Source organism: uncultured Shewanella sp. (assembly GCF_947501225.1).
In the GTDB taxonomy this organism is placed as follows: domain Bacteria; phylum Pseudomonadota; class Gammaproteobacteria; order Enterobacterales; family Shewanellaceae; genus Shewanella.
In genome coordinates this window covers 174,242-198,738 of the sequence record NZ_CANMUW010000005.1, presented here as the reverse complement: position 1 = coordinate 198,738, position 24,497 = coordinate 174,242, and the positions used below count along the sequence as shown (strand labels likewise).

General features: G+C 44.7%; 19 protein-coding genes. 18 read left to right on the top strand and 1 reads right to left on the bottom strand.

Going from position 1 to position 24,497, the window contains the following annotated elements; translation table 11 throughout:
• Positions 1–92 precede the first annotated feature (92 nt).
• From Q1B47_RS09740 to Q1B47_RS09685, 12 genes are all read left to right on the top strand, one after another.
• Complete coding sequence (locus Q1B47_RS09740) at positions 93–1,268, top strand: thiamine pyrophosphate-dependent dehydrogenase E1 component subunit alpha (protein WP_299792408.1); 1,176 nt, start codon at positions 93–95, stop codon at positions 1,266–1,268.
• Between the two features lie 3 nt (positions 1,269–1,271).
• Positions 1,272–2,249, top strand: coding sequence for a transketolase C-terminal domain-containing protein (locus Q1B47_RS09735; protein ID WP_299792405.1), 978 nt, complete (start codon positions 1,272–1,274; stop codon positions 2,247–2,249).
• A 10-nt stretch (positions 2,250–2,259) separates the two neighbouring features.
• On the top strand, positions 2,260–3,888 hold the full coding sequence (locus tag Q1B47_RS09730; protein WP_299792402.1) for a dihydrolipoyllysine-residue acetyltransferase: 1,629 nt from the start codon (positions 2,260–2,262) through the stop codon (positions 3,886–3,888).
• 128 nt (positions 3,889–4,016) lie between these two features.
• Positions 4,017–5,084 carry a quinolinate synthase NadA gene (gene nadA, locus Q1B47_RS09725; RefSeq protein ID WP_299792400.1) on the top strand — a complete coding sequence of 356 codons (1,068 nt, stop codon included), beginning with the start codon at positions 4,017–4,019 and terminating at the stop codon, positions 5,082–5,084.
• A gap of 162 nt (positions 5,085–5,246) precedes the next feature.
• Positions 5,247–7,241 (top strand): methyl-accepting chemotaxis protein, encoded by a 1,995-nt coding sequence (locus tag Q1B47_RS09720; protein WP_299792397.1) that lies wholly within the window; start codon positions 5,247–5,249, stop codon positions 7,239–7,241.
• A gap of 260 nt (positions 7,242–7,501) precedes the next feature.
• A complete protein-coding gene (locus Q1B47_RS09715; RefSeq protein ID WP_299792394.1) occupies positions 7,502–7,663 on the top strand; it encodes a hypothetical protein in 162 nt (53 codons plus the stop codon).
• Positions 7,664–7,735: 72 nt separating this feature from the next.
• A complete protein-coding gene (gene nadE / locus Q1B47_RS09710; protein ID WP_299792391.1) occupies positions 7,736–8,482 on the top strand; it encodes an NAD(+) synthase in 747 nt (248 codons plus the stop codon).
• Between the two features lie 141 nt (positions 8,483–8,623).
• A complete protein-coding gene (locus Q1B47_RS09705; protein ID WP_299792388.1) occupies positions 8,624–9,334 on the top strand; it encodes an HAD hydrolase-like protein in 711 nt (236 codons plus the stop codon).
• 40 nt (positions 9,335–9,374) lie between these two features.
• Positions 9,375–10,208 (top strand): class D beta-lactamase, encoded by an 834-nt coding sequence (gene blaOXA / locus Q1B47_RS09700; protein ID WP_299792385.1) that lies wholly within the window; start codon positions 9,375–9,377, stop codon positions 10,206–10,208.
• Positions 10,209–10,955: 747 nt separating this feature from the next.
• Positions 10,956–11,768 (top strand): hypothetical protein, encoded by an 813-nt coding sequence (locus Q1B47_RS09695; protein ID WP_299792382.1) that lies wholly within the window; start codon positions 10,956–10,958, stop codon positions 11,766–11,768.
• Between the two features lie 126 nt (positions 11,769–11,894).
• Positions 11,895–12,233: a hypothetical protein gene (locus tag Q1B47_RS09690; protein ID WP_299792379.1), complete on the top strand. Its 339-nt coding sequence runs from the start codon at positions 11,895–11,897 to the stop codon at positions 12,231–12,233.
• Between the two features lie 68 nt (positions 12,234–12,301).
• The gene (locus Q1B47_RS09685) at positions 12,302–12,847 is read left to right on the top strand and encodes a hypothetical protein (RefSeq protein WP_299792376.1); all 546 of its coding nucleotides are present in this window, start codon (positions 12,302–12,304) and stop codon (positions 12,845–12,847) included.
• A 627-nt stretch (positions 12,848–13,474) separates the two neighbouring features.
• Here Q1B47_RS09685 and Q1B47_RS09680 read toward each other — a convergent pair.
• A complete protein-coding gene (locus tag Q1B47_RS09680) occupies positions 13,475–13,717 on the bottom strand; it encodes a hypothetical protein (RefSeq protein WP_299792373.1) in 243 nt (80 codons plus the stop codon).
• Positions 13,718–14,459: 742 nt separating this feature from the next.
• On the opposite strand from Q1B47_RS09680, the gene Q1B47_RS09675 reads away from it, so the two are divergent.
• The 6 genes from Q1B47_RS09675 (at position 14,460) to Q1B47_RS09650 (ending at position 24,399) form a co-directional block, all read left to right on the top strand.
• Complete coding sequence (locus Q1B47_RS09675; protein WP_299792370.1) at positions 14,460–15,356, top strand: hypothetical protein; 897 nt, start codon at positions 14,460–14,462, stop codon at positions 15,354–15,356.
• Positions 15,357–15,765: 409 nt separating this feature from the next.
• Positions 15,766–16,743: a hypothetical protein gene (locus Q1B47_RS09670; RefSeq protein WP_299792367.1), complete on the top strand. Its 978-nt coding sequence runs from the start codon at positions 15,766–15,768 to the stop codon at positions 16,741–16,743.
• A gap of 87 nt (positions 16,744–16,830) precedes the next feature.
• Positions 16,831–17,964 carry a PcfJ domain-containing protein gene (locus tag Q1B47_RS09665; protein WP_299792364.1) on the top strand — a complete coding sequence of 378 codons (1,134 nt, stop codon included), beginning with the start codon at positions 16,831–16,833 and terminating at the stop codon, positions 17,962–17,964.
• Between the two features lie 96 nt (positions 17,965–18,060).
• Positions 18,061–21,417: a DEAD/DEAH box helicase family protein gene (locus Q1B47_RS09660; RefSeq protein WP_299792361.1), complete on the top strand. Its 3,357-nt coding sequence runs from the start codon at positions 18,061–18,063 to the stop codon at positions 21,415–21,417.
• 274 nt (positions 21,418–21,691) lie between these two features.
• Entirely contained in the window at positions 21,692–23,230 is a 1,539-nt protein-coding gene (locus tag Q1B47_RS09655; protein WP_299792359.1) for a class I SAM-dependent DNA methyltransferase, read from the top strand.
• A complete protein-coding gene (locus tag Q1B47_RS09650) occupies positions 23,227–24,399 on the top strand; it encodes a restriction endonuclease subunit S (protein ID WP_299792357.1) in 1,173 nt (390 codons plus the stop codon). Before Q1B47_RS09655 ends, Q1B47_RS09650 begins: the two co-directional genes overlap by 4 nt.
• Positions 24,400–24,497 lie beyond the last annotated feature (98 nt).

Below are 24,497 nucleotides of genomic sequence, written 5' to 3'. Positions count from 1 at the left end.
CGTAATGTTTCATCCGCGTATTACAAAAATTGACGCTTTCGATACCGAAAGCGTACTAAATAACAAAAGCACTCAGCTGATAAGAGAATAGTATGAGCAACGCAACAAGCCACACTGAAACTGTCCATCGCGTCAGTTTTCTCGATAAGGACTCAGTGACAGTCCCTATTTTAAAGATTTTGCAAGCAGACGGAACTGTGTATGAAGATGCCGTTCTGCCTACTATCGATCAAGAACTTGCCACTAAGATCCATGATACCTGCGTCTTTACCCGAGTATTAGATGAGCGCATGTTAGGTGCTCAGCGCCAGGGGCGTATCAGTTTCTATATGACCTGCACGGGTGAGGAAGCCTCCATCATAGGAAGTGCTGCATCTCTAGATGATGAGGATGTTATCTTAGCCCAGTACCGGGAGCATGCGGCGATTCGTTATCGGGGATTTACCACTGAACAATTTATGAATCAACTGTTCAGTAATGAGAAAGATCTCGGTAAAGGCCGGCAGATGCCGATCCATTATGGTTGCGCAGAACTCAATTATCAGACGATCTCCTCTCCGTTAGCCACCCAGATACCTCAGGCTACCGGTGTAGGTTACAGCTTAAAGATGCAGGATAAACGTAATGTTGCCGTCTGTTATTTCGGGGAAGGTGCTGCATCAGAAGGTGATTTTCATGCGGGGTTGAATATGGCTGCCGTGCTGAAGTCGCCAACGATATTTTTCTGTCGCAATAATGGTTACGCCATCTCTACCCCTACCAGTGAGCAGTTTATGGGGAATGGCATTGCCAGCCGTGGTCCCGGTTACGGCATTCATACGATCCGTGTTGATGGTAACGATATGCTAGCCGTATTAGCTGCGACTCAGCAAGCCAGGGCACATGCTGTACATAACAAGGAGCCTGTATTGATCGAGGCGATGACCTATCGTCTCGGTGCGCATTCATCTTCCGACGATCCGTCGGGTTATCGCTCCAAGGAGGAGGAGGCTAAATGGCAGCAACATGATCCTGTTAAGCGGTTCAAGTTATGGATGATCAACAAGGGTTGGTTGACTGAAAAGCAGGACGCCGAACTGTACGACAAGTACCGTAAAGAGGTGCTTGCCGAGTTGAAGTTAGCTGAAAAGCGGCCAATGTCAGGAATAGACAGCTTAATTGAAGATGTTTATGACACGCCCACACCAAGATTACAACAGCAGTTGAAATCACTTAAGAAACACCTGAACAAGTATCCTGATTCATATCCAAACAGCGGGAGAGCATAAGACGTGGCAAAAATTAATATGTTGCAGGCCATCAATGATGCACTTTCACTGGCATTTGAGACTGATGATAAGACAATCTTATTTGGTGAAGATGTTGGCCACTTTGGCGGGGTGTTCCGTGCTACTTCCGGTCTGCAGGAGAAGTTTGGTAAAGATCGTTGTTTCAACACGCCATTGACAGAGCAGGGGATCGCGGGTTTTGCCAACGGGTTAGCCTCAAACGGCATGACGGCGATAGCCGAAATTCAGTTTGCCGATTATATCTTTCCGGCAATCGATCAGATAGTGAATGAGTCGGCCAAGTTCCGTTATCGCAGCGGTAATGAGTTTAATGTCGGTGGGATCACTTACCGTACACCCTATGGTGGCGGCATCGCCGGCGGTCATTATCATTCACAGTCTCCGGAAGCCTACTTTACTCAGACTGCGGGGCTAAAAGTGGTGGTTCCCCGTAATGCATATCAGGCTAAAGGTCTTCTACTCGCCTCGATTCGCGATAAAAACCCAGTTGTTTTCTTTGAGCCAAAGCGTCTCTACCGAGCGAACACCGGCGAAGTACCAGATGGTGACTATGAAATTGAATTGGGTAAGGCAGAAGTGGTTCGCGAGGGGAGTGATATAACTCTGCTTGCCTGGGGAGCGCAGATGGAGATCATCGAAGATGCCGCCGATATGGCTGCTAAGAAAGGGATCTCATGTGAAGTCATAGATTTACGAACTTTGGCACCATGGGACATCGAAACCGTAGCGGCTTCGGTGAAGAAGACTGGCCGTCTGTTGATTAATCACGAGGCACCGCTTACCGGCGGGTTTGCCGGAGAGATAGCTGCGACGATTCAGGAGGAGTGTTTTCTATACCTGGAATCTCCAATCAATCGTGTGTGTGGGTTGGATACGCCCTATCCATTAACTCATGAGAAAGAGTATATGCCTGATGCGCTTAAAACATTTGAAGCGATTAAAGCAACGGTAAAATTTTAGGAGCTTGGCAATGATTAAAGAGTTTATTCTTCCCGATATCGGCGAGGGTGTTGTCGAGTGTGAACTGGTCGAGTGGCTTGTCAATGAAGGCGATACTGTCAGCGAAGACCAGCCCATAGCCGATGTGATGACCGATAAGGCTTTGGTACAGATACCCGCACCTCACGCAGGTGTTATCAAAAAACTTCATTATGCGAAAGGTGAGATTGCTAAGGTGCATGCGCCGCTCTATTCAGTTGATCTTAATGGTCATTCTTCGAATGATGAAACGACCTTAGAAAGTGAGGAACTGGGCTTTGAAGTAAAGTCTTCAGAAGACGATGAAAATAATTCAATGCCAGCTGAGGCCGGTATAGCTAAATCTGCGGTTAAGGTCGAAGAGTTCCTGTTACCCGATATCGGTGAAGGGATTGTCGAGTGTGAGTTGGTTGAATGGCTGGTAAGCGAAGGTGATCAAGTCGTTGAGGACCAGCCCATTGCGGATGTGATGACCGATAAGGCTTTGGTGCAGATCCCTGCAATAAAATCGGGGAAAATCGTTAAGCTTCACTATCGTAAAGGGCAACTGGCTAAGGTGCATGAGCCTCTGTTTGCAGTTGAGGTCGAGCTCGATGAGCCGGAGATGGCGGCCATTCAAGCTGGAGACAGCTCAGCCACAGCTCAAAAGGAAACAGTGAGTGAGCACCATGAGCCCGTTGTGCAAGGTAAGGCGTTAGCGAGTCCCGCTGTCAGACGCATGGCACGTAGCATGGATGTCGATATCGCTAAGGTTCCAGGGACAGGTAAAAACGGACGCGTATTTAAGGAAGATATTGAGCGCTACTGCGCTGGTAATACTGAAAGCGGAGCACCTGATGCGCAGGCTCCCGTTACCGAAGGTGCTCAGAGCCATGAACGCACAGATGAGGCTGTATCAGTTGGCAGTGAGGCGACAGTTGACAGGGTTGAACCTATTCGCGGCGTAAAAGCGGTTATGGCCAAGATGATGACCGAGTCGGTATCCAGCATCCCTCACTTTACCTATTGTGAAGAGATCGATCTGACGGATCTGGTTACCCTGCGTGAGAGTATGAAGAAAAAGTACTCGAGCGATGAGCTAAAGCTCACCATGATGCCTTTTTTCATGAAGTCTATGTCTCTTGCGCTTAAACAGTTCCCGGTAATAAACAGTCGGGTCAATGATGACTGCACCGAACTGACCTATCTGGCTAGTCATAATATCGGCATGGCGGTGGACTCAAAAGTGGGTCTGCTAGTACCCAATGTTAAAGATGTTCAGGATAAGTCAATATTAGAGATCGCTGCCGAAATCACCCGGCTTACAACTGCGGCGCGCAGTGGCAGAGTGAGTCCGGCCGATCTTAAGGCGGGTACCGTCTCTATTTCAAATATCGGTGCACTGGGCGGAACTGTAGCAACGCCTATTATCAACAAGCCAGAGGTTGCCATTGTTGCCTTGGGTAAGCTACAGGTGCTGCCACGCTTTAATGAACAAGGTGAGGTTGAAGCGAGAAAGATCATGCAGATCAGTTGGTCTGGTGATCACAGAGTCATCGATGGCGGCACTATCGCTCGCTTCTGTAATTTGTGGAAGCAATACCTTGAGCAACCACAAGAGATGCTACTCGCCATGCAGTAGTCTATTGAAATAACAGATAAAAAGAACGCAATTGGCGTTCTTTTTATCTGTAATAGTCTTAAATTAGTTAATTTTTTATCTTCAATTACGTATAATCTCTCTAATATACATAGCTTCCTGGTTTTAAGATGAGTCTGTCAGCTCCACAAATTGAAAATATTCAATATCCATTTCCCCCAAAGCCGCAACCGCTAACCGATCTTGAAAAGGCTGATTACAAGGCTCGAATCAAGCAGTTGTTGGTTGAACGTGATGCAGTCTTGGTTGCCCATTACTATACGGATCCAGAAATTCAGGCCTTGGCTGAGGAAACGGGGGGCTGCGTTTCAGATTCACTGGAGATGGCCAGATTTGGTCGTGATCATCCGGCTAAAACACTTATCGTCGCCGGTGTGAAATTTATGGGTGAAACCTCGAAGATCTTAAGCCCGGAGAAAACGGTCCTTATGCCTACACTGGAGGCAACCTGCTCCCTTGATCTGGGGTGTCCGATCGATACCTTCAGTGAGTTCTGTGATGCTCACCCGGATCATACCGTCGTGGTGTATGCCAATACCTCAGCAGCCGTTAAGGCTCGTGCCGATTGGGTAGTGACATCCAGTATCGCACTTGAGATTGTTGAACACCTGGATAGTCAGGGGAAGAAGATTATTTGGGGACCCGACCGTCATCTTGGTAGCTATATTGCGAAGCAGACCGGTGCCGAGATGCTGATGTGGCAGGGTGACTGTATCGTTCACGATGAGTTCAAAGCAAAAGCTCTGCGGGAGTTAAAGACCCGCCACCCGGAGGCTGCGGTGCTGGTTCACCCAGAGTCCCCGGCCAGTGTTGTTGAGATGGCTGATGCCGTGGGATCAACCAGCCAGCTGATCAAGGCTGCCCAAACGATGGATAACGATACCTTTATCGTTGCCACCGATAGGGGGATCTTCTATAAAATGCAGCAGGCTGCGCCCGATAAGATACTCATCGAGGCACCAACCGGAGGAAATGGTGCTACGTGCAGAAGTTGTGCTCACTGTCCCTGGATGGCGATGAATGGACTTCAGGCTATCGAGGCGGCGCTAACGGCCAAAGACACCGCTCCCCATGAGATATTTGTCGACGATGAGCTGCGTGAAGCTGCATTGATACCACTGGATCGTATGCTTAACTTTGCGCAGACATTGAATATGAAAGTAAAAGGCAACGCGTAATCTAATTGCATCCTTCCATGTGATATAGACCCGCAGGTTTGATCTTAAATAAAAAGTCTTCATTATGGAGGCTTTTTTTCTATAACATCCAAAATTTAAATCATATGTGCGCTAAACTTTAAATCGAAAGTGTACTTTAGTGACGTCAGAAAGGAACTTTTCATGAAGCTTCGATGGATCGGAAATTTGAGCATAAAAAATAAGCTCATGCTCGTAATATTGCCACCGATAATAGGTTGTATATTTTTCGGAACCTCTGTGGTTTATAACCAATACCTATTGGGCCAGGGGTTGGAGCAGGTCAAAGTGCTGAGTCAACTGGCTACCGTGAACAGCGATCTTGTTCATGAGCTACAGAAAGAGCGTGGCATGAGTGCCGGTTTTATCGGTTCTAAAGGCAAATCGTTTGCCGGTAAGTTACCGGGTCAGAGACAGCTCACAGATAAGCAGCTGACAGGCTTTGAGTCATTTGTACGGGATAACATATTGCCCTCTGTGTTCTCCAGTCAGTTAAGCCGGGTCAATTCTGAGATCTCCAGACTCAGCTCAATTCGCTCAGGTGTCGACTCCCTGTCGATTTCGGTCGCCGAGGAGGTCGCTTACTATACCGGCCTCAACAAGATGCTGCTAAGCATTGTCGATCAAACTGCTAAAGAGGGAGACAGTCAGGAGATCGCCATTCAGGCCGCGTCATTCAGCGCCTATCTTCAGATGAAGGAGAGAGCAGGAATAGAGCGTGCAGTGCTTAGCTCAACATTTGGAAACTCAGAATTTAAACCTGGCATGTTTATCAAGTTTGTGACTCTGGTTTCAGAACAAGCCAGCTATGAAGAGCGCTTTCTGGCTCTGGCCTCCGAGGAGGTGAAGCTGAGCTATAGCAAGTTAACAAGCTCACAGGCGGTTGCGGATGTTAACGCATTGAGAAAAATAGCACTTAGCCGGGATGGGGATGCCATCAGTGCTCAAAGTGCAGAAAACTGGTTTGCCAAATCAACGGCCCGTATCGAGCTGGTAAGAGCGTTCGAAAAATCCCTTTCTGAATCATTGATCACAGTAACAGATAAGCAGTTGAAGGCTTCTCAGTCTGTGATGCTGACTATCATAGTGCTTCTTCTTGTTTCAGGTGCTTTGGTTATCTTTATCTCTGTGACGGTAGCAAAATATATGCATAACCGTCTCCACTATCTGCATTCAACGATCAGTAGCGCTCAACAAAATTACGATCTTAGTGTGCGCGTTAAGAGTGAAACTACGGATGAGCTCGGAGAGTTAGGTAGAGCGTTTAATCATATGATGAATGACTTTGAGCAGGTTATCCACAAGGTAAGAGACAACACCGACAGGCTGTTAAATGCCTCAGAGCAGATGGATACATGTGCAACGGCTATGCAGGAGGATGTGGCTATTGGTCATAGCGAAGCTGAGCAGGTCGCTTCGGCAATGACAGAGATGAGTGCAACGGTTCAGGAGATAGCCGTTAATGCAGTGAAGGCATCAGAAGCTTCGACAGCGGCGAATGTAGAGGCGAAAGAGGGTAACCTTGAGGTTAGCCGCACCTGTGACAGTATCAACCTTCTGGCAGAGGAGATAGGCGATGCTTCTAAGGCCATCCATGAGCTGGATAATGATATTCAGGGGATCGTCAGTGTATTAGGTGTGATCAGTGGTATCGCTGAGCAGACTAACCTGCTGGCACTCAATGCCGCCATTGAAGCCGCCCGCGCCGGAGAGATGGGAAGAGGGTTTGCAGTGGTGGCCGATGAGGTTCGAAGCCTGGCTCAACGCGCTCAAACTTCAACGGAAGATATCCGTAACATGACCGAACGTCTAGAAAAAGCTGCCGTGGTAGCTGTTCGGGCCATGGATAAAGGTAAAACACAGGCCGAGCTCAGTGTCACAGAATCCGAGAAAGCCGGCCAGGATCTGGATAAGATAGTTACCGAGGTAGGCGTTATCGACAGCATGAACGAACAGATCGCTGCGGCAACACACGAGCAATCTGCCGTATCTGAAGAGGTTAACCGCAATGCCCTTAAGATCAGTGAGATCTATCAAAATACTCAGGCCGTTGCCGATGAGCTTAGTCAGTTGAACGAAGACCTGTTGGCTGATGCCAACACCATGGCCAAAGAGGTGAGTAAGTTTAAGCTGTCCTGAGCATCATAATTAAATTCATCACTCTATATTCAAGCCCTGTCGAAAGATGGGGCTTTTTATTATCTAATGCTATCATAAAACAGCCGGTCATATTGAAGAAAAACTGCAGCCTGGCAATTGTTTAATTATAGTTTTATAGCCGCCTGCAAAAACTATTGTCCTCACATCGGCTCGCATAAGGTGGGAAGCCCGTTATCAAGCGCATCTTCACCGCTTATTGAGAGTACAGGTATGATGATAAAGCTAATATGGATGTTATGATGAACGAAAACCTTTCTATCGATACCCCGTTAACCGTGCAACTTCTTGCCTCCTATCTACAATCTTTGGTTGAGGTACAACAAAGCAATGGGTTACTACTCGGCCTCAGTGGGGGAATAGACTCTTCTGTATTGCTTGCCATTGCTGTAAAGGCCGTATGAAAGGAGAGGGTGCACACTTCATATCTGTATGATCGGGATAGCGAAAAGCAATCGCATGACAAAGCCAGTATCATGGCAAATTGGCTGGGTGTAACCCTTGAGGTAGAAGATATATCACCTGAAATGAGGAGGAAGAATGTTTATGCCCCATTGATCATGAAGCTGATACCCTATTCCTCTCTCTTTAACCGTATGATCCAGCACTCTTACCGTCTTATAAATGGAGAGGTACCATTTAAAACATCACTAAAAGTCGGCAGTCATGTCGATGATGGTTCATGGATTAAACGACTCATGTATAACTTGATCATCAGACATATCGACCGAGGTTTTTCTGAACGACATATCTATCGAAGAGAGATATTGAGTAGAAAAGCCGCCCGGGAAAACTTGACCCTCATAGGCGCAGCGAATCGCTCTGAATTTGAAGTGGGTTGGTTTGTTAAGGATGGTGTCGATGATCTGCCAATTCAGCCAATGACGGGGCTGTACAAGACCCAGGTATGGCAGCTGGCGTCATATCTGGACTTACCTGATGCGATTCAGAATCAACTTGCTTCACCCGATATGATGTTCGGGATCACCGATGAGTTTGGTATCGGCCATAACTATAGCCAGTTGGATGCTATTCTGGACATGATAGAGCAGGGAGCGGCAGATGAAGAGATGATTAATCACGGTATCAGTAAAACCGATATTGAAGATGTTCGGGAATTGATGCTGTATTCTCAATGGAAGCGAAGCTCATTACATGAAAGCCCACCCGTATATGGTGGAATAGATGGGAATGTACGCTCAACTAATAAAGCGGGTAACTGATACAGTTAGATTAAACCTTCTATCGATCTTTTATTGCGATAAATAAAGCCATATATATTTCTGTTATTGTTACATAAAGCTTATGCGATGAAAGTAACAAGTTATATAATCCTTCGGGAGAACAATTGAAGGGTTAAAGTCATGAAGTTACAGGCTATTTTGTGGGATTACGATGGAACCTTGGTAAACTCTGTCCCTAAAAATATCGCGATTACAAAATCAATTTTATCTATAGTTGCTCCTCATCTCACAGGGGATAAGCTTCCTAAATATCTTTTAAACGAGGCGGCCTACCATGAAGCCAACCACAGTGCGAATAATTGGCAAGAGCTGTATCGTGATTACTATGGGTTGACAGAACATGAAATGCTGAAGGCTGGATCGCTTTGGGCCGAGCATCAAGAAAGCAACCAAACTGAGGTTCAGTTATTCGACGGAATAGATAAGGTCATCGAGCAGTTTTCTCACCTTCCTCACGGCATATGCTCTCAAAACTCCCAACTGAATATCTGGAATGTGCTCAAACAAAATGGAGTAGATAAGTCATTTCGAGCCGTTGTGGGCTACGATGATCTTGATAGTGACTGCCAGAAACCGCACCCATTTGGCGGCGTTAAGTGTTTGACTGATATTTTCGATGAGGCCATAAATAAACTGGTGATGTATGTCGGAGACCATGAAGCCGACGTTAAGTTCGCAAAAAATGTTGAACAAACTCTGGGGACAGGCTCAAGAGTTATTTCAGTTGCAGCGGCATATAGTGGCGCAACTCCGGATAGTTGGTCGGTTAAACCTGACTATGTTGCATCCTGTGTACCAGAGCTTGCGAGCATCATAGAAAAATACACATAATAATTATAAGAACCAAGGAGTGGAGACTGGCATGAGAGTTATGGAGAAACTTATCAAAGGAAATTATATATCTCTTGTCTCTGCCTCTCTATGGGGAGCAGCCTTTGTCAGTTTTGCCTGCACGGCGAACGAAGGTATCAGTGAACGAGAGGATTGGAAGCAGTTTTTCAATAAGTTCGATGCCAAGGGAACGATCGTTGTCGTGGATGAACGTCACAAGCTTAATAAAACTCAGGTCTTCAATGGCTTACGTGCAGGCGTGCGTTACTCACCGGCTTCCACCTTTAAGATCCCGCATTCCCTCTTTGCTTTGGATGCCGGAATTGTCCGGGACGAGTTTCAGCTCTTCAAGTGGGACGGTATAAAGAGAGGTTTTGCACCACACAATCAAGATCAAAATCTGCGTTCTGCAATGCGTAACTCTGCAGTTTGGGTTTTCGATATTTTTGCTAAGGAGATTGGCGAAGTAAAAGCCGGTAAATATCTGAGAAAAATTCAGTACGGTAATATGGATCCTGTTACGCAGAAGGGTAGTTATTGGATTGATGGAAACTTATCTATATCTGCCTATGAGCAAGTGACCTTCCTTGAGGCCCTTTATAAGAACTCACTGCCATTTCGTCTTGAGCATCAGTTATTAGTTAAAGATATTATGATTGTCGAAGCAGGTAAGAACTGGATATTGAGGGCAAAAACCGGTTGGGAAGGAAATTATGGTTGGTGGGTCGGTTGGGTGGAGTGGCCAAGTGGTCCAGTTTTCTTCGCGTTGAATATTGATACTCCCAATAGAGTGAAAGATCTATACAAGAGAGAAGCAATCGTGCGTGAGATCCTCCGCTCAATTGAGGCTCTGCCCCAGCTTAAGGCTAAATAGATAACTGGAAAACTGTCTCGCTGTCTGAAGATTCAAAACGAAAAAAGGCTGTCCAATCGGACAGCCTTTTCTCCGAATATGGCGGTGAGGGAGGGATTCGAACCCTTATTAAGACCCTGATATGCCCTGAAATGGCCGATTTTGTGTCTTTAAGAGGGTATATCGAGGTATACCAGGACCACTTTTGATCCCAAATTGATCCCAAATGATTTACGACGAAAAGAGACTTTAGCATGATTTTTTGAATTCAAAAAATGGCCGATATCAGGAAAAAGACCCACTGGATGATGAGCCTTTTTGTTAGGTTGGAGCGCCTATTCAGATATGTATTCTGAAAACTAACTATAGATGTTGGTACTGGTATGTCAAAGCCGTTTCTAGTGGAGTGTGTTTTTGGCCGGGCAAAGTTACCAAGGCGGAATCTGCGTTCTAACTCATTTATGCCCCGAAATGAGCTAGAGCGACTATCGTCAGATAAGCTTCAATCTTAGATTGTCAATATCTAAGCTAATACGAAGTCACAGGCTTTCTTCCCCTTGATAATACTTCCTTCTAAGCAAAAATAAGCTAATGCAGACCTCATAAACACCCACGCATCTTTCTATCGGACAGTTTTAAGTGTTCTTCTTCACGAAATGAAAAATAATCCTTTTGCAGCAATGAGTTGTAGATGATAGCTTTACCTAACTGAGCAAGTTCCCACGAGGGTTATCGTGCTTCTATTGAAGTAAGTTGTTATGTGCTTAAATGGCACGTCGTACCGCATTGTTCAATGGAGATACTAGAATGGAATTAAATGAGATTTTCGCACTAATTACAACAATGGTTTCGATTGTCATTGCCTTCATGGTCTATAGGCTCACCATCCGCACGCACCTTTCCACTAAAGGAAACCAAGATTTAACGGTTTACAAGACCTATATTTATGAAGGATATATTGAAGGTGGCTTTAGCCCAGAGTTTAAGCTGAAAGCGGGAAAAGACGAAGATTGTGGCTACAGGGAAGCTCGCTCCAAAGCCCTTAAAAGTTACATAGCTGATCCTTACACTTGGAACCAAAACGCCTCGATTGAGAACTCAAATTTGGGTGATGGTTGGTCATGGGAAAACCAAATATCATATCATACCGCGGACTCATTGCAGAACTTGGGGCTATCTGTAATCTCTGGAAGTGTACCTGCAGCTTTAGTCCTTGTTAGCGTCGGAGATGCAATTATTGACGATTGGCTGATATGTTACGGTTGGATAGAGTCCTATAAGAACAAAGAGTCTGTCCATCCGCTTAAAGCTGCTAAGTCTATTGGTTTTACTACATTCCATAGACGGCATGCAGAATGGATCGTTTTGTATGCCGTACTCTGGCTGAAAAAAAACTGGAAGTATCAAAATACAGATATGGTTATTGATCTTTATTCTCAGTCTTCAAACGGTTTAGAAGCTATAAAGCAACGATTTGTTGATATATGTTTACAGGATCAGTTTTTAATAAATCCTTTAATGAGGAAGGATGTGAAAACCCTCACTGGTATCGATATACCTGTTAGGGGAAAGAGCACGTAACAAAACCACCCAACCGACTCAGCAACGTAGCCCTTTTATTGCTAAAAATACAGCAAAATCGGGCCACATTGCTCCGCGGCTGATGGCTACGTTGATATGACTAGAGGTCTGTAGAAGGCAAGATTTATGGCATTGACAAGAATAGAAAAAGAGTTGCTCAGCCCAACTATTCGCGGCTTAGTCAAGCACAATGAATATTTGTGGTGGGAACTAAAAAGACAAGCGTTTGATTTTGGGTATCAAACCAGCTATCCGAGGCAATTTGAGTATGAGTTACCTGCTAGAAATGCTCTCAGTCAATTGTCTAGTGAGATCAAGGAGAAGCTGTATTTTGAATGTTCAAAGAAATATAGACCAACTAATGATAGTGTAGATAGCGTTATCGAGCAGATGTATGTTTCCGAAATCATAGAAGAAATCGGGCGTAGGGCGATTATTGCAGCAAACAGGACAATTCATTGGTAATTTGCTCTAACAAATGCTTTAAGGTGGTTTCTGTAGTTGAGCCGGGCGTTAGAAGGAGAGTCATAATAATGGAAATAGAAATATTGGGGCCGTTTGATTACCTGCCATTTAAAAAAGAAGGGGCATCACTTTATTGTGAAAAGCTGACTTGGAAACCAGGAATATACTTTTGGGCCTACCAAATAGAAAATTCTTATTGGGTAAATTATATCGGCATTAGTTCAGTTTCAATTGCTAAGAGACAGTCCAATCACTTGTCGTCTTTCTTATCTGGCGGGTATGATATTTATAATATTAATTCACTTTTTAATGGCGTGCTCGAAAGAGCATATAGTCCAGGTGACGGGAATGAAAGCTTCAACAAAAATTTTGGTTACCTCGAACAACAACTAGATAACCTATGTTTTTTCTTTGCACCAATAGAAACAGAAACCTCACTGCTACAACGTATTGAAACTTCGTTCATAACTCACATAAGAAGTTCCGCTGAGAATTCAAAGATTTTAGATAACGGCATTGTAAGCAGATATAAACGAGATGATGAAGAAGTGATACCCTTAACTATTAATTCGCCTGCGATCATTAAAGGGATCCCAGACTCACTTTTGGCATAAGCCATCTCCCTTCTAACGTATAAGGATAAGTCGCGCGTAGGCGCGTCTTTCTCCCGGTCTTTGAACAAGTTCAAGTAATTCCTTTCCTAATGGAAAAAGTCTTTTTTAGAGTCTTAGAACCAAGATGGTTCTGTCCAAAAGTGGCTTAGAGTTCTTTGTTACCTGATAGGTCTAACTTAACTAACCGAGGCTGTTAGAGGGAAATGTGAAAATGGATATTAATACTTTCGCTCAATATCCATTTGGCAGGTCAAGGGTGTACATTATTGTGAAGCATTTTTCTTGATTCTTCTAATCAGCAACAGCGATCCGATTATCAGTACCGCTAGCGGCAATAAAAAACTCATATTTGATCCTTAATATTACGTCATATCGTTTTAACTCATATGATACGGAAAAGTATGTAATACGTGGCTAACCATGGGGACTTTAACTCTCCATTTTCTCGGCAATGATTCTCATAGGCCGCAGAGCCAGTGTAGCATTTCATTAAAACTAGAATATAGATGATCAGGTAACGCAAATTTTCTGTTTCAATGTACTTTTCGAAGCACGATATCAAAATCGCTATGCCAATCATCCAGGGTAGATATCTGATAAATTTCTTGGTAAATGGATTCATTGTTATTAGAATCCATCATCGAAGCTAGAGCCGAACCCGCTATCAGATCCTGAGTCAAAGCTGCTAAATGAGTCATCTATACTGCTGCTTGAATTGGTAAAGGTATCTGCAACACACGAGCTCATTGCGTCATTGGTTAGGCTTTCAGTTACTCCGTATGGCTTAGATTCTACGTCAACAAAGCTGTTTGGAATCATAATTTTGCCGTCTACGTTTACTGCAGGTGTTGGGAAGTCGTCGGATTTCATTTTATTCTCCTGAGTGTTGTTAAAAACAAACTTCCCATTTCAGATTAATGAAAAAAAGTCTGATTGCAAACACTATTTCAACTCTATTTTTATCATAGAAATTAGCCGATATTTTCAAGCGAACTGCTAGATTCGATAACAGAATGTGTTATTACACAGCAAAAATCGGTACGATTTTTTGTGACAAAAGTGCATGTGAACACATGCTTTCAGCGCGCGTATTTGAATGATTACGAAGTAATGATGAAAATGAGCATTGCGCATGTACAGCTGGTCTGTACTGACTTCATTTACATTTTGCTCACGCAAAATTTAGACTCATATTTCGAAGAAATTGATGGCTAAACCCTTAGTCTTTCGTTAGAAAGGCTGAGCGTCGAAAGTTGGGACAGGTGTGGCACACATCCCCACGTCGTAAGCGGTGAAAATGCAGTCAGTACAGAGCGGAGCGAAATACATGCGCAATTGATGCTTTGAATGGCTAGAGCGTAGCTCGTAAGCCAGCGTCGATGACGAGTCATCAGAGCTGGCGGGCGATTCAGAGCATATGAATGTTTCACGCAGTGACTCATTCATCAGACAACGTCTGGCCTGGTAGCGATATTTATCGCTATTTTCATCCCGAGAGGGAGACAGCAACTTCTCGGAATGAAAGACGGTACATATTTCTATAAACAGCCGCTGTTTGTATGTGCAGAATCTAACTATTGATATCGATTTGTCATTACACAAAGGTATCAATATGACCCACCCAGGTTTTCAACAGCAACAACTGATAAACCAAGCCGTTTTTTCATCAGGGGAAAAGGCTGAAAAGTATCTGCCTTACCTGTTCATGCCGATGAAATATTTCCCCGGTACCAACAACAATCAAATAGGTAAAGCCAGGCGAGCACTCACCATTAAGCTTGTTGCCCGTTTCGGCCTAACATCTCCAACTATCATCGCTAGGCTTTACGGTGTGCCGCATAGGTTGGCGCTAGAGCATCTGAATAATTTAGTCACAGAGAAGTTGCTGAGTTTAGTTATCACACACCGTTCTTTAGATGGTCGTGTTTATGTTCTGGATTATGCAGGGGCTAAATTTGCAGAAGAGCTTCTGTCTGTTGCTGTGTATTTTCGCTCGGGAGAGCCCAGCCTTCGTGTTAACCAAAACGCCATCATGCATGATCTGATGATGCAGTATATTTTGTTGAAAGGGATACATAATCAAACTAAGGATGGAACTGATAAGCCTCTGTGGTTTTCCTTTGTTACAGAGCCAGAGTTTAAGCGGCAGTTCAAATCGGATGAGATACGCAATGTTGATGGAATCGCGCTAGAACCTGACGGGGCCATAGCGGCAATAGAGATTGAACATTCATTCAAGACGAAAGCAGCCCGTCAAACAATCCTTTTAAAATGGCTTTATGGGTTAAAGAATGGTTATTACAACAAGATTATGTTGTTCTCGCAATCTCAGAAAATTTTCACGGACATCAAACGACTTCATGATCAGTTATTCGAAGAATTACCTACACGGTTTGATAAAAAAACACGGCAGCCGATGTTAAGTCTTAGCGATGTAGAAACGTTAAAGCAAGCGATCGTATACCGAACCATTTTTTGTGATGAAATAACAGAAGTGTTTTATCGATGATTCTTGTTTTAAAACGGAAAAAGACGCTAAAAGCGTCTATTTCCGTGATTGCGTGAGCATGCCTACCAACATAAACACCGTCCTCGCTTTCGAGTTAGATATTCAGCAAAAACCTACCCGGAGTTGTCGCTCTCTCAATTGTATTGCTCAAGCTGGGTAATGCAATCACTAGGCTACAAGAGTTGTCAGCTAGAGCAAGTGAGTATTTCAAATGCTCTATCTATAGCTAGGATCACAATGAGCGAATAACTTGTATTTAGCGTTAGCAATCAACTTAAATAAGTAAACTCATGATAAATACTTTGCTGTTCTTATCTCTCACCATTTTTCACAAGCTTACAATCCTCAATATCGTTTCCCAGCCCGTATGATTCATTTTAACCAAGAAACTGAGTTAAGAGGCAACACCATGTGCAAACAAGTCAGCTATAGCAAATACCAGAAGCGCATCATCAAGTTTTTAAATGATTTGCTGGGCTCCCAAACGCCTTTTTCCTACGAGAGAACCCAAAACAATCATCTAAAGGTGTTAATTGAGGGGGTTAGTAAGCCGCTCTATACAGGTTCTACACCATCAGACACGCGCTCGATAAACAACTTTATGGCTGAAGTGAAAAAGGAGCTTCGCCTCGCTGATACAGAGGTGATAGATGACGATAGCTTATTACCAAATACAGGTAGTCAGAATGAAAAAATGCCTATATCTATTAAAGAAGTATTCAAACCAAGTTATGACAAGTTGATACAAACCTGTATTAAAAGTCTACGAACTAGGGTTGAAACGATAAAAGCCCAAGAGAAACAAAAAGTCGAGGAGAGCAATGACGTTGATTTTATCAAATCTTCGCGGCTAGCAGTGGTAAAGCATGCGATCTCTCATGTGCTGCAATCAAATAAACAGGCGGGATATATAAAGCCTAAAACGATGAGGGAGATTGAAAGCAACATTTTAAGACACCTTAACTTCATGCTACCCAGTATCGCTTTCTACTCAGACCTTTTGGCGCCAAGCAAGCAAACCGAGAGAGAGAAGTTTGAAGAGCCGAAAAGTCAGTTAGGTAGCGGTAATGTTGTCAATCTCGAGAAATCTAAAAAAGCGCAGCTTTGCCAGAAAAAATCGACCAAGAACACAGTAGAAACCATGCTGACGGCACAAAGTGAAAAACCTAAGAGCTCGGGCTTGTCACAACAAGTGATGTCGTTGTCGACTAACAAGCGTATTCGAGAGCTACGCAGCTTAACTAACGGCCAAGCGCTTGCTTTGATAAAAGACATTGAGCAAGCCATGACGTTAAATCGTGAACAGGATATCGAATCAGTAGTATCACTTATACGCGAAAAAGATCTTCCTTTAGAAGCGATCATCAAACGAATAGAAGCGGCTTAAAACTATCGATAGTAATGCTAAAACGGTAGACGAGATGAGTATTCACTCTTAATTATCAAATATTTTCATTATTAAAGTGAGGCGGTGATGAGTCAATCATTAACCATTCCAACTAGCCTATTGGGCTTTGATTACAACATAGAACTTGAAAGCTGGAGTAACAGTCTTCATGCTTTCAAAATATTTGATGGTAAACCTAAAGAGGTATTAGATGGAGGAATAGGCCTAGGGTTTAATTTGATAACTCAATTTAGTGAAGGCCAAAACTGGTTAAAGGGGATACCTCAACCACTGTTAGCCGCTACCACTGCATTTCCTGAACATCAATATCAAATGCTATGGCTGGCAGCCAATACTGATCAAGCTGCACAGTTACTTCTGACACGTCCGCTGTTGTTGGTCTTGATATGTGAGAAGTACCCAGTTGATAACAACGCCGCACTTAAAATGAGTCAATTAGGTCAGCGTGATATCTTGAAGAGCCTAGGTTATGACGGCAGTAAATCAGCACTTAAATTCATCGATAAATTAACGCTTACCTTTGAGAGAGACTTAGAACTTCAACATGTTAAAAAGCAACTCGACAGCAGATTTTGTGGCTATAAAGTATTTAATCACTATTCATCCGTTAACTATGTCGCGTTGAGCTTAGATCATAGATACTCTTTCTTAACAGGAACAAAATTAGGAAGGGCTATTGCCTGCGAGAAAGGGTTAACAAGGGTATCTTTACTTTCTTGTCTGGCCGATACCCTGATGCTCGGCGTTGAACTTGGGGTTAATGATCCTGCGTCAAGAGTTGGGCAATTATCATCGTTAAATGAATTGAATCTGCTGCATCAAGAGTGGATCGATCGTCGTAATGACATCAGACGACAAGAGTTAAGGCCTATGGATGCTGATACGCCTTATCCATGTATGCTATTGGGCAATGAGCAGATAGTTGCGATTAAAAATTATGACGAGTTATTTAATGAAGGCGTTAACCAGAGACATTGTATTGCCATCTATCATAGCCGTATTGTGGCGGGTGAATACTGCGTTTTTATGATGGAACAGCCCCAAAGGGTGACCATAGGGCTCAAAATTCACAATAGGCAAACAATCTCAATAGAGTTAGATCAAATAGCTGGCTTACGTAACGCATTGCCAACAGACGAAACGAGAAAAGTCGTCTATCGCTGGTTCGAGAGCGCAAAGAGAAACCTCATATCTGATTAATTGGAAAAGTTTATAAATTATCATAGGGGTATCATCGTTTTCGACTGCAAGTTCTGGTATAAAAGATGGCAATCTACATCGGGATATCAATAATTTATGGCAAAGTCACTCAATTTTGAACTCATCCGCGGCCACAATGAAAAACTCGCAAACCTAGGTCAACTTGCTGAAAGCATACTGCACCTAGATCCAGGCAGTGCGATCACTCGCCTTCGTGGCTTTGCAGAGGAGGTGACTAAAGAGATCTACGAGATTGACGCCCTGCCCAAAATGCCCCAGGCAAACTTTATTGAACTACTGAAAGGCGATGGCTTTATCCATTGCACAGAGTCTCGACTGCGCGATCAACTTCATTTTTTACGTATCAAAGGCAACGAGACCGCCCATGGCGCAGAGGGCTCTCAAAGCATCGCCTATGCCGCGCTCGGTACAGCCCATCAACTTGGCCAATATTTAGCCGTTAACTATTACGGTTTTCATGTTTCTGATCTCACTCCCTTAGTGTTACCAGAGCCTCCAACAGGCTCAGCACTGAATCAGAAACAGCTCGATAAGGTACTTGAGCAAAGTCAGCAAGCCCAAGACAAGTTACTTGAGGAGTTGGCGCTTGAGCGTCAAAAGCGTCACGATGCCGAAGATAAGGCTCAAGCGACAGTGGAGCAGCTGAAGCAGGCTAGAGCCCGTAGCCAGCATACCGCCAACAGTCTGGAGTGGGACGAAAACACCACTCGTCAACTGCTTATCGATACCCAGCTGGCTCATGCTGGTTGGGATGTCACAGATAGCGAAAAAGTCGGTATCGAAGTCGAGGTACTGCACCAGCCAACCGATAGCGGTATTGGCTATATCGATTATGTACTGTGGGATGACGACGGCACGCCGCTTGCGGTAGTTGAAGCTAAACGCTCCCGTGAGCATATGCAAAAGGGGCGCGAGCAGGCTCGTTACTATGCCGAGGGACTCGCCAAGCAACATAACTGCGCAACGCCAATTGTGTTCTATACCAACGGATATGAGATCTGTATCTGGGATACCAAGCAGTACAACACCTATCGCCAGGTATTTGGTTTCTACTCCAAAGACAGCCTGAAGTTTTTGAACTTCCAGCATCAACATAAAGAACGAAACCTCGAGCTACTTAACCCCAGTAACGACATTGCAGGTCGCCCATACCAGATAGAAGCGATTAAATCGGTGACTACCAAGCTTCAAAACCAGCGCCGTAAAGCGTTAATCGTGCAGGCAACGGGTACAGGTAAGACCCGTGTATCTATTGCCCTGGTCGAGCTACTACTGCGCTCTCGCTGGATCAAGCGTGTGCTGTTTCTGTGTGACCGTAAAGAGCTTCGACGTCAGGCCGATGGCGCCTTTAAAGAGTTCCTGCCCAGCGAGCCACGCTGCGTGATAGGTGAAAAGAACCAAGTGGACCAATCGGCACGGGTATTTGTTTCAACTTACCCAGGCATGATGAACCGTTTCTCTCAGCTCGATGTGGGTTTTTTCGACCTTATCATTGCCGATGAATCACACCGCAGTATCTATAATCGCTACCGTGATATCTTCGACTACTTCGATGCCATGCAGGTTGGCTTAACTGCCACACCCGTTAAGTTTATCGCCCGTAACACCTACGATCTGTTTGGCTGTGAAAATGGCGACCCAACCTACAACTTCGATCTCGCCGAGGCAATCTCCCACGAACCACGCTTTCTAAACCCATTCAGGGTTAAAGAGTTCACTACCGAGTTTCTACGTGATGGGATCCATTACAAACAGCTAAACCCCGAGCAACAGGCTCAGCTTGAGGAGGATTTAGGCGAAGAGGAGGCCAAAAATACCACCATTAAGGGTAAAGATATTGGCCGCAAGATCTTCAGCGTCGACACCGACAGCGCCATTTTAGAGAACTTGATGGAAAATGGTATCAAGGATTCTACCAACTCCTTGGTGGGTAAAACCATTGTATTTGCGCAAAACCAAGCCCACGCCGAACAGCTAGAAAAACTCTTCTGTGAAGAGCTATACCAACAATATGGTAGCAAGGTCTGTAAGGTGATCCATAACAAGGTTGACCGTCCCGAAGCACGCATCGATGAGTTTAAAAACCCAGATAGCGGTTTTCGTATAGCCATCTCAGTCGACATGATGGATACGGGCATCGATGTGCCTGAAGTCGTTAATCTGGTGTTTGCCCGCCCGGTTAAGTCTTGGGTCAAGTTCTGGCAGATGATTGGCCGTGGCACACGCCTATGCCAGGATCTTTTTGGTCCGGGTAAGGATAAACAGGAGTTTTTGATCTTCGATCACTACGGCAACTTCGAATACTTTGAAGAGGAGTATGTCGAGGCCGATACGGGCCAGAGTCGCTCGCTACTACAAACCGTGTTCGAAGCCCGGCTTTTGCTTGCGGATGAAGCGCAGAAAAAAGCCGATGTAAAAGGATTCGAGCTGGCCTGCAGTCAGCTTAAGGCAGATATCTGCGATCTTCCCGAGGGAGCGATTGCCGTGCGCCGTGAACTACGAAACGTTAAGCAGCTACAAGAGACCGACATGCTACTAGAGATGAGCGGCCCGACGCATCACTTGCTAGAGAGTAAAATAGCGCCTTTGATGGGTTCTCGTACCCTGAAAGATAAAGATGCATCCATGCTTGATAGATTAGTCTCTGAGCTCACAATTACCTATATTTCAGGTAGCAGTGAGCTTGAGGGCTACAAAGCCGAACTGATAGCCAGGTTGCAGAATCTGGCGGTAACCATCAATGATGTCCGCCAAAAAGGTGATGAGATAGCCAAAGTGCAAACTCAAGCTTATTGGGATGAGTTGTCTATCGAGCAGTTAGAAGCGACGCGCACAGAGCTTCGTAGCATCATGAAATATAAAAAACGTATCACAACGCCTTATGGCAGTGTGCAAACCACCAGTGCAGAAGATGGCGGTGTCGAAGAGAATGACCGTACCGTGGTCATTGGTGATGATGAAGCCATGGTATATCGTAAACGCTTAAAGGATATTCTCGATACCATGCTGGCCAAAAATCCAGTGCTACAAAAAATCAATCAAAACCAGTCAGTAACAGAGGCTGAGCTACAATCGCTCACCTCTACCATATTAACCCAACATCCAGGGGTCGATGCTAATGCGCTCAACGCCTTCTATGGTCGTACACCTGCAGAGTTAAGTGAAACCCTTATTCAGCTGGTGGGGTTAGATGCTGAAAGGGTCAACGAGCAGTTCACCGCATTTTTGCAAAACAACCTGCTCACCTACCAACAGACCCAGTTTTTAAACCAACTTAAGGGTTTTATCTGTCGTAATGGCCGCATCAAAATTACCGACCTTTACGAAGGCCCATTTGAAAAGCTCACCAACGGCGAGGGGCTGGATATCTTTGGCGATGAGAGAGCCGATCAGCTTGCAGAGCTGATCACGCCATTCTTGCAGCCCCATTAAGCGCTAACCCCATTAGCAGTGTTAAAATCGACTTGAATTCATGGCTGAAGTAGGGCTTTGAAGTACCGACGTGAAGCGAAAGCATGAAACCTTTGCCAGCACAGCGCAATCAACAAGGTGCGGTTGCTACCGGGTCAGTCAAAAACTGACCATATAGGGGAGATTGTAAGGTTACGATCTCCCTTTTTAGTGTCAAAGTGCGCTAGAATCCACTCTCATAAAAATCACCAATGTATTAAGTCATCAACACTTAATCGTTAGTTAAAGGAACACTATGTTAACTGGTCAACTTCGTAACGACATCGACAGCCTATGGGAAAAGTTTTGGACCGGAGGGGTCACCAACCCATTGGTGGTGATCGAGCAGATCAGTTATCTCATGTTCTCCCGCATGCTCGATATGCAGGAGACCACAGCAGAGCGCAAGGCTAAGCGTTTAGGCAAGGCTTTTACCCGTCAGTTCCCTGAAACCACAGAGGGACAGCTGCTGCGCTGGCAGAACTTTAAAAACATGTCCGGCAAAGAGCTGATGCCTCACCTGCGTAATCAGGTTTTCCCGCATTTTTCAGACATTGAACTTAACGGCTCAGATATTGCCCAGTTTATGGCCGATGCCGATGTGGAAATTCGCAGCGAGTCGGTACTGCTATCAGCAGTTGAGATGGTCGATAAACTGCCCTTAGAGCAGAGCGATGTTAAAGGCGATATCTACGAATACCTGTTGAGTAAACTCTCATCGGCAGGCATTAACGGTCAGTTCCGTACCCCGCGCCATATTATCGACATGATGGTAGAGATGATAGATGTGCAGCCCACCGACACTATCTGCGATCCTGCCTGTGGTACTGCAGGCTTCCTATCGCGTGCCATGGAATATTTAACCCGCACCCATACAAGTGAAGACAGCATCTACCAAGACGAAGACGGTAACCCGGTTTACACTGGTGACCTGCTGCACGAATACAAAGACCATATAAACAATCAGATGTTCTGGGGTTTCGATTTCGATAGCACCATGTTACGTGTTTCAGCCATGAACATGCTGCTCCACGGTGTCAGCAGTGCCAATATCACCTATCAAGACAGTTTAAACAAAAGCTTTGCCGATGCGCCTCAAGAGGAGAACTACTTCGACAAGGTGTTAGCTAATCCTCCCTTCAAAGGCAGTTTAGATGAGCAGTCGGTCAACCCGAAAGTCTTGTCGACAGTAAAAACCAAGAAGACCGAGCTCCTGTTTGTCGTTCTGATTTTGCGTATGTTAAAACTCGGCGGTCGCAGCGCCACTATCGTGCCCGATGGCGTATTGTTTGGCTCATCAAAAGCCCATAAACAACTGCGACAAGAGCTTATCGACAACAACCAGTTAGAAGCGATGATCTCCCTGCCAAGTGGTGTGTTTAAGCCCTACGCAGGGGTATCAACCGGAATTCTTATCTTCACCAAGGGTGGTAATACTGACAACGTCATGTTTTATGATATGGCGGCCGATGGCTACTCGCTAGATGATAAGCGTAACCCAATTAAAGATAATGATATCCCCGATGCGATCACCAAGTGGAAGCGTTACAGCGAGCTCTATCAGGCAGGTGATACACAGGCTCTAGCGGCTGAGTTTTCTGATAAGACCCAAAAAGCCTTTATGGTGTCGGCAGCAGATATCAAAGCGCAAAAGTACGATCTCTCCATCAACCGCTACAAAGAGGTAGTGTATGAGGAGGAGACCTTTGAAGATCCGAAAGTGATTTTAGGTAAGCTGAAATCCCTTGAGAGCGAGATCATGGCCGATCTTGAAGCGCTGGAGAAGATGCTATGAGCTGGCCGACTAAACAGCTAGGGGAACTAGTAGCTATTAAAGGTGGTGGTACACCTAGTAAAAAAGTTGATGAATACTGGGGAGGAGATATCCCGTGGGCATCAGTAAAAGACTTTAAGTCCAGAGTGCTGTCAGTTACTGAAGATTACATTACAGAGTTAGGTGTTGAGAAGTCAGCAACAAACGTAATCCCTAAAGGAACTATAATAGTTCCAAGTCGTATGGCACTAGGAAAAGTAGCGGTTTCAGGATGTGATTTAGCTATTAACCAAGACTTAAAAGCTCTATTTATTCTAGACTCTAAATGCTTAGATCAAGAATTTCTTGCTAGATTCTTAGAGTCAAAAGCAGCTTTTATTGAAAGTGAAGGTAAGGGGGCAACGGTAAAAGGAATTACACTAGATTTTTTAAAGTCTCTTGAAATCCCACTGCCACCGCTTGCCGAGCAAAAGCGTATAGCCGCGATCTTGGATAAAGCCGATGCAATCCGCCAAAAGCGCAAACAAGCCATCGACATGGCCGACGACTTCCTCCGCAGCGTCTTCCTCGATATGTTCGGCGATCCGGTGACTAATCCGAAAGGATTTCCTCTTGGTACTATTCGTGACTTGGTTGAGACGGCAAACTATGGCACGTCAGGAAAGGCGTCTGAAAATGAGGGTGAATATCCAGTCCTCCGTATGGGTAATATCACTTATCAAGGCTCATGGGATTTCTCAGACCTTAAGTACATCGACCTTACTGAAAAAGAACTACCTAAATATCTCGTTCACAAGGGTGACCTGTTGTTCAATAGAACGAATAGCCGTGAGCTCGTAGGCAAAACAGCTGTCTACGAACAAGAGTCATCTATGGCATTCGCTGGGTACTTGGTTCGGGTGCGTGCCAATGAGGCAGGCAATAATTATTATATTGCAGGGTATTTGAATTCGGGTCACGGTAAAAAAGTATTGATGGGGATGTGTAAGAGTATTGTTGGAATGGCGAATATCAATGCTCAAGAGCTACAGAATATTAAGATTCTACAGCCGCCAATCGAGCTTCAAAATACGTATGAAAGTCTTGTAAAGTCAGTAAATGAAAGAGTAATCAAACATACTGAAAGTCAAAGTTCGCTTGAGGAACTGTTCAACTCCCTTTCCCAAAAAGCTTTCGCTGGTGAACTGTAGCGAACTGTTCAGCGCCCGAACCTTCTAAACCCCTAAGCCGTCAGCTAATTGCTTGACGGCAGCAATTTCAGCTGTGTAGCGGCAGAGCAAATCGTCCT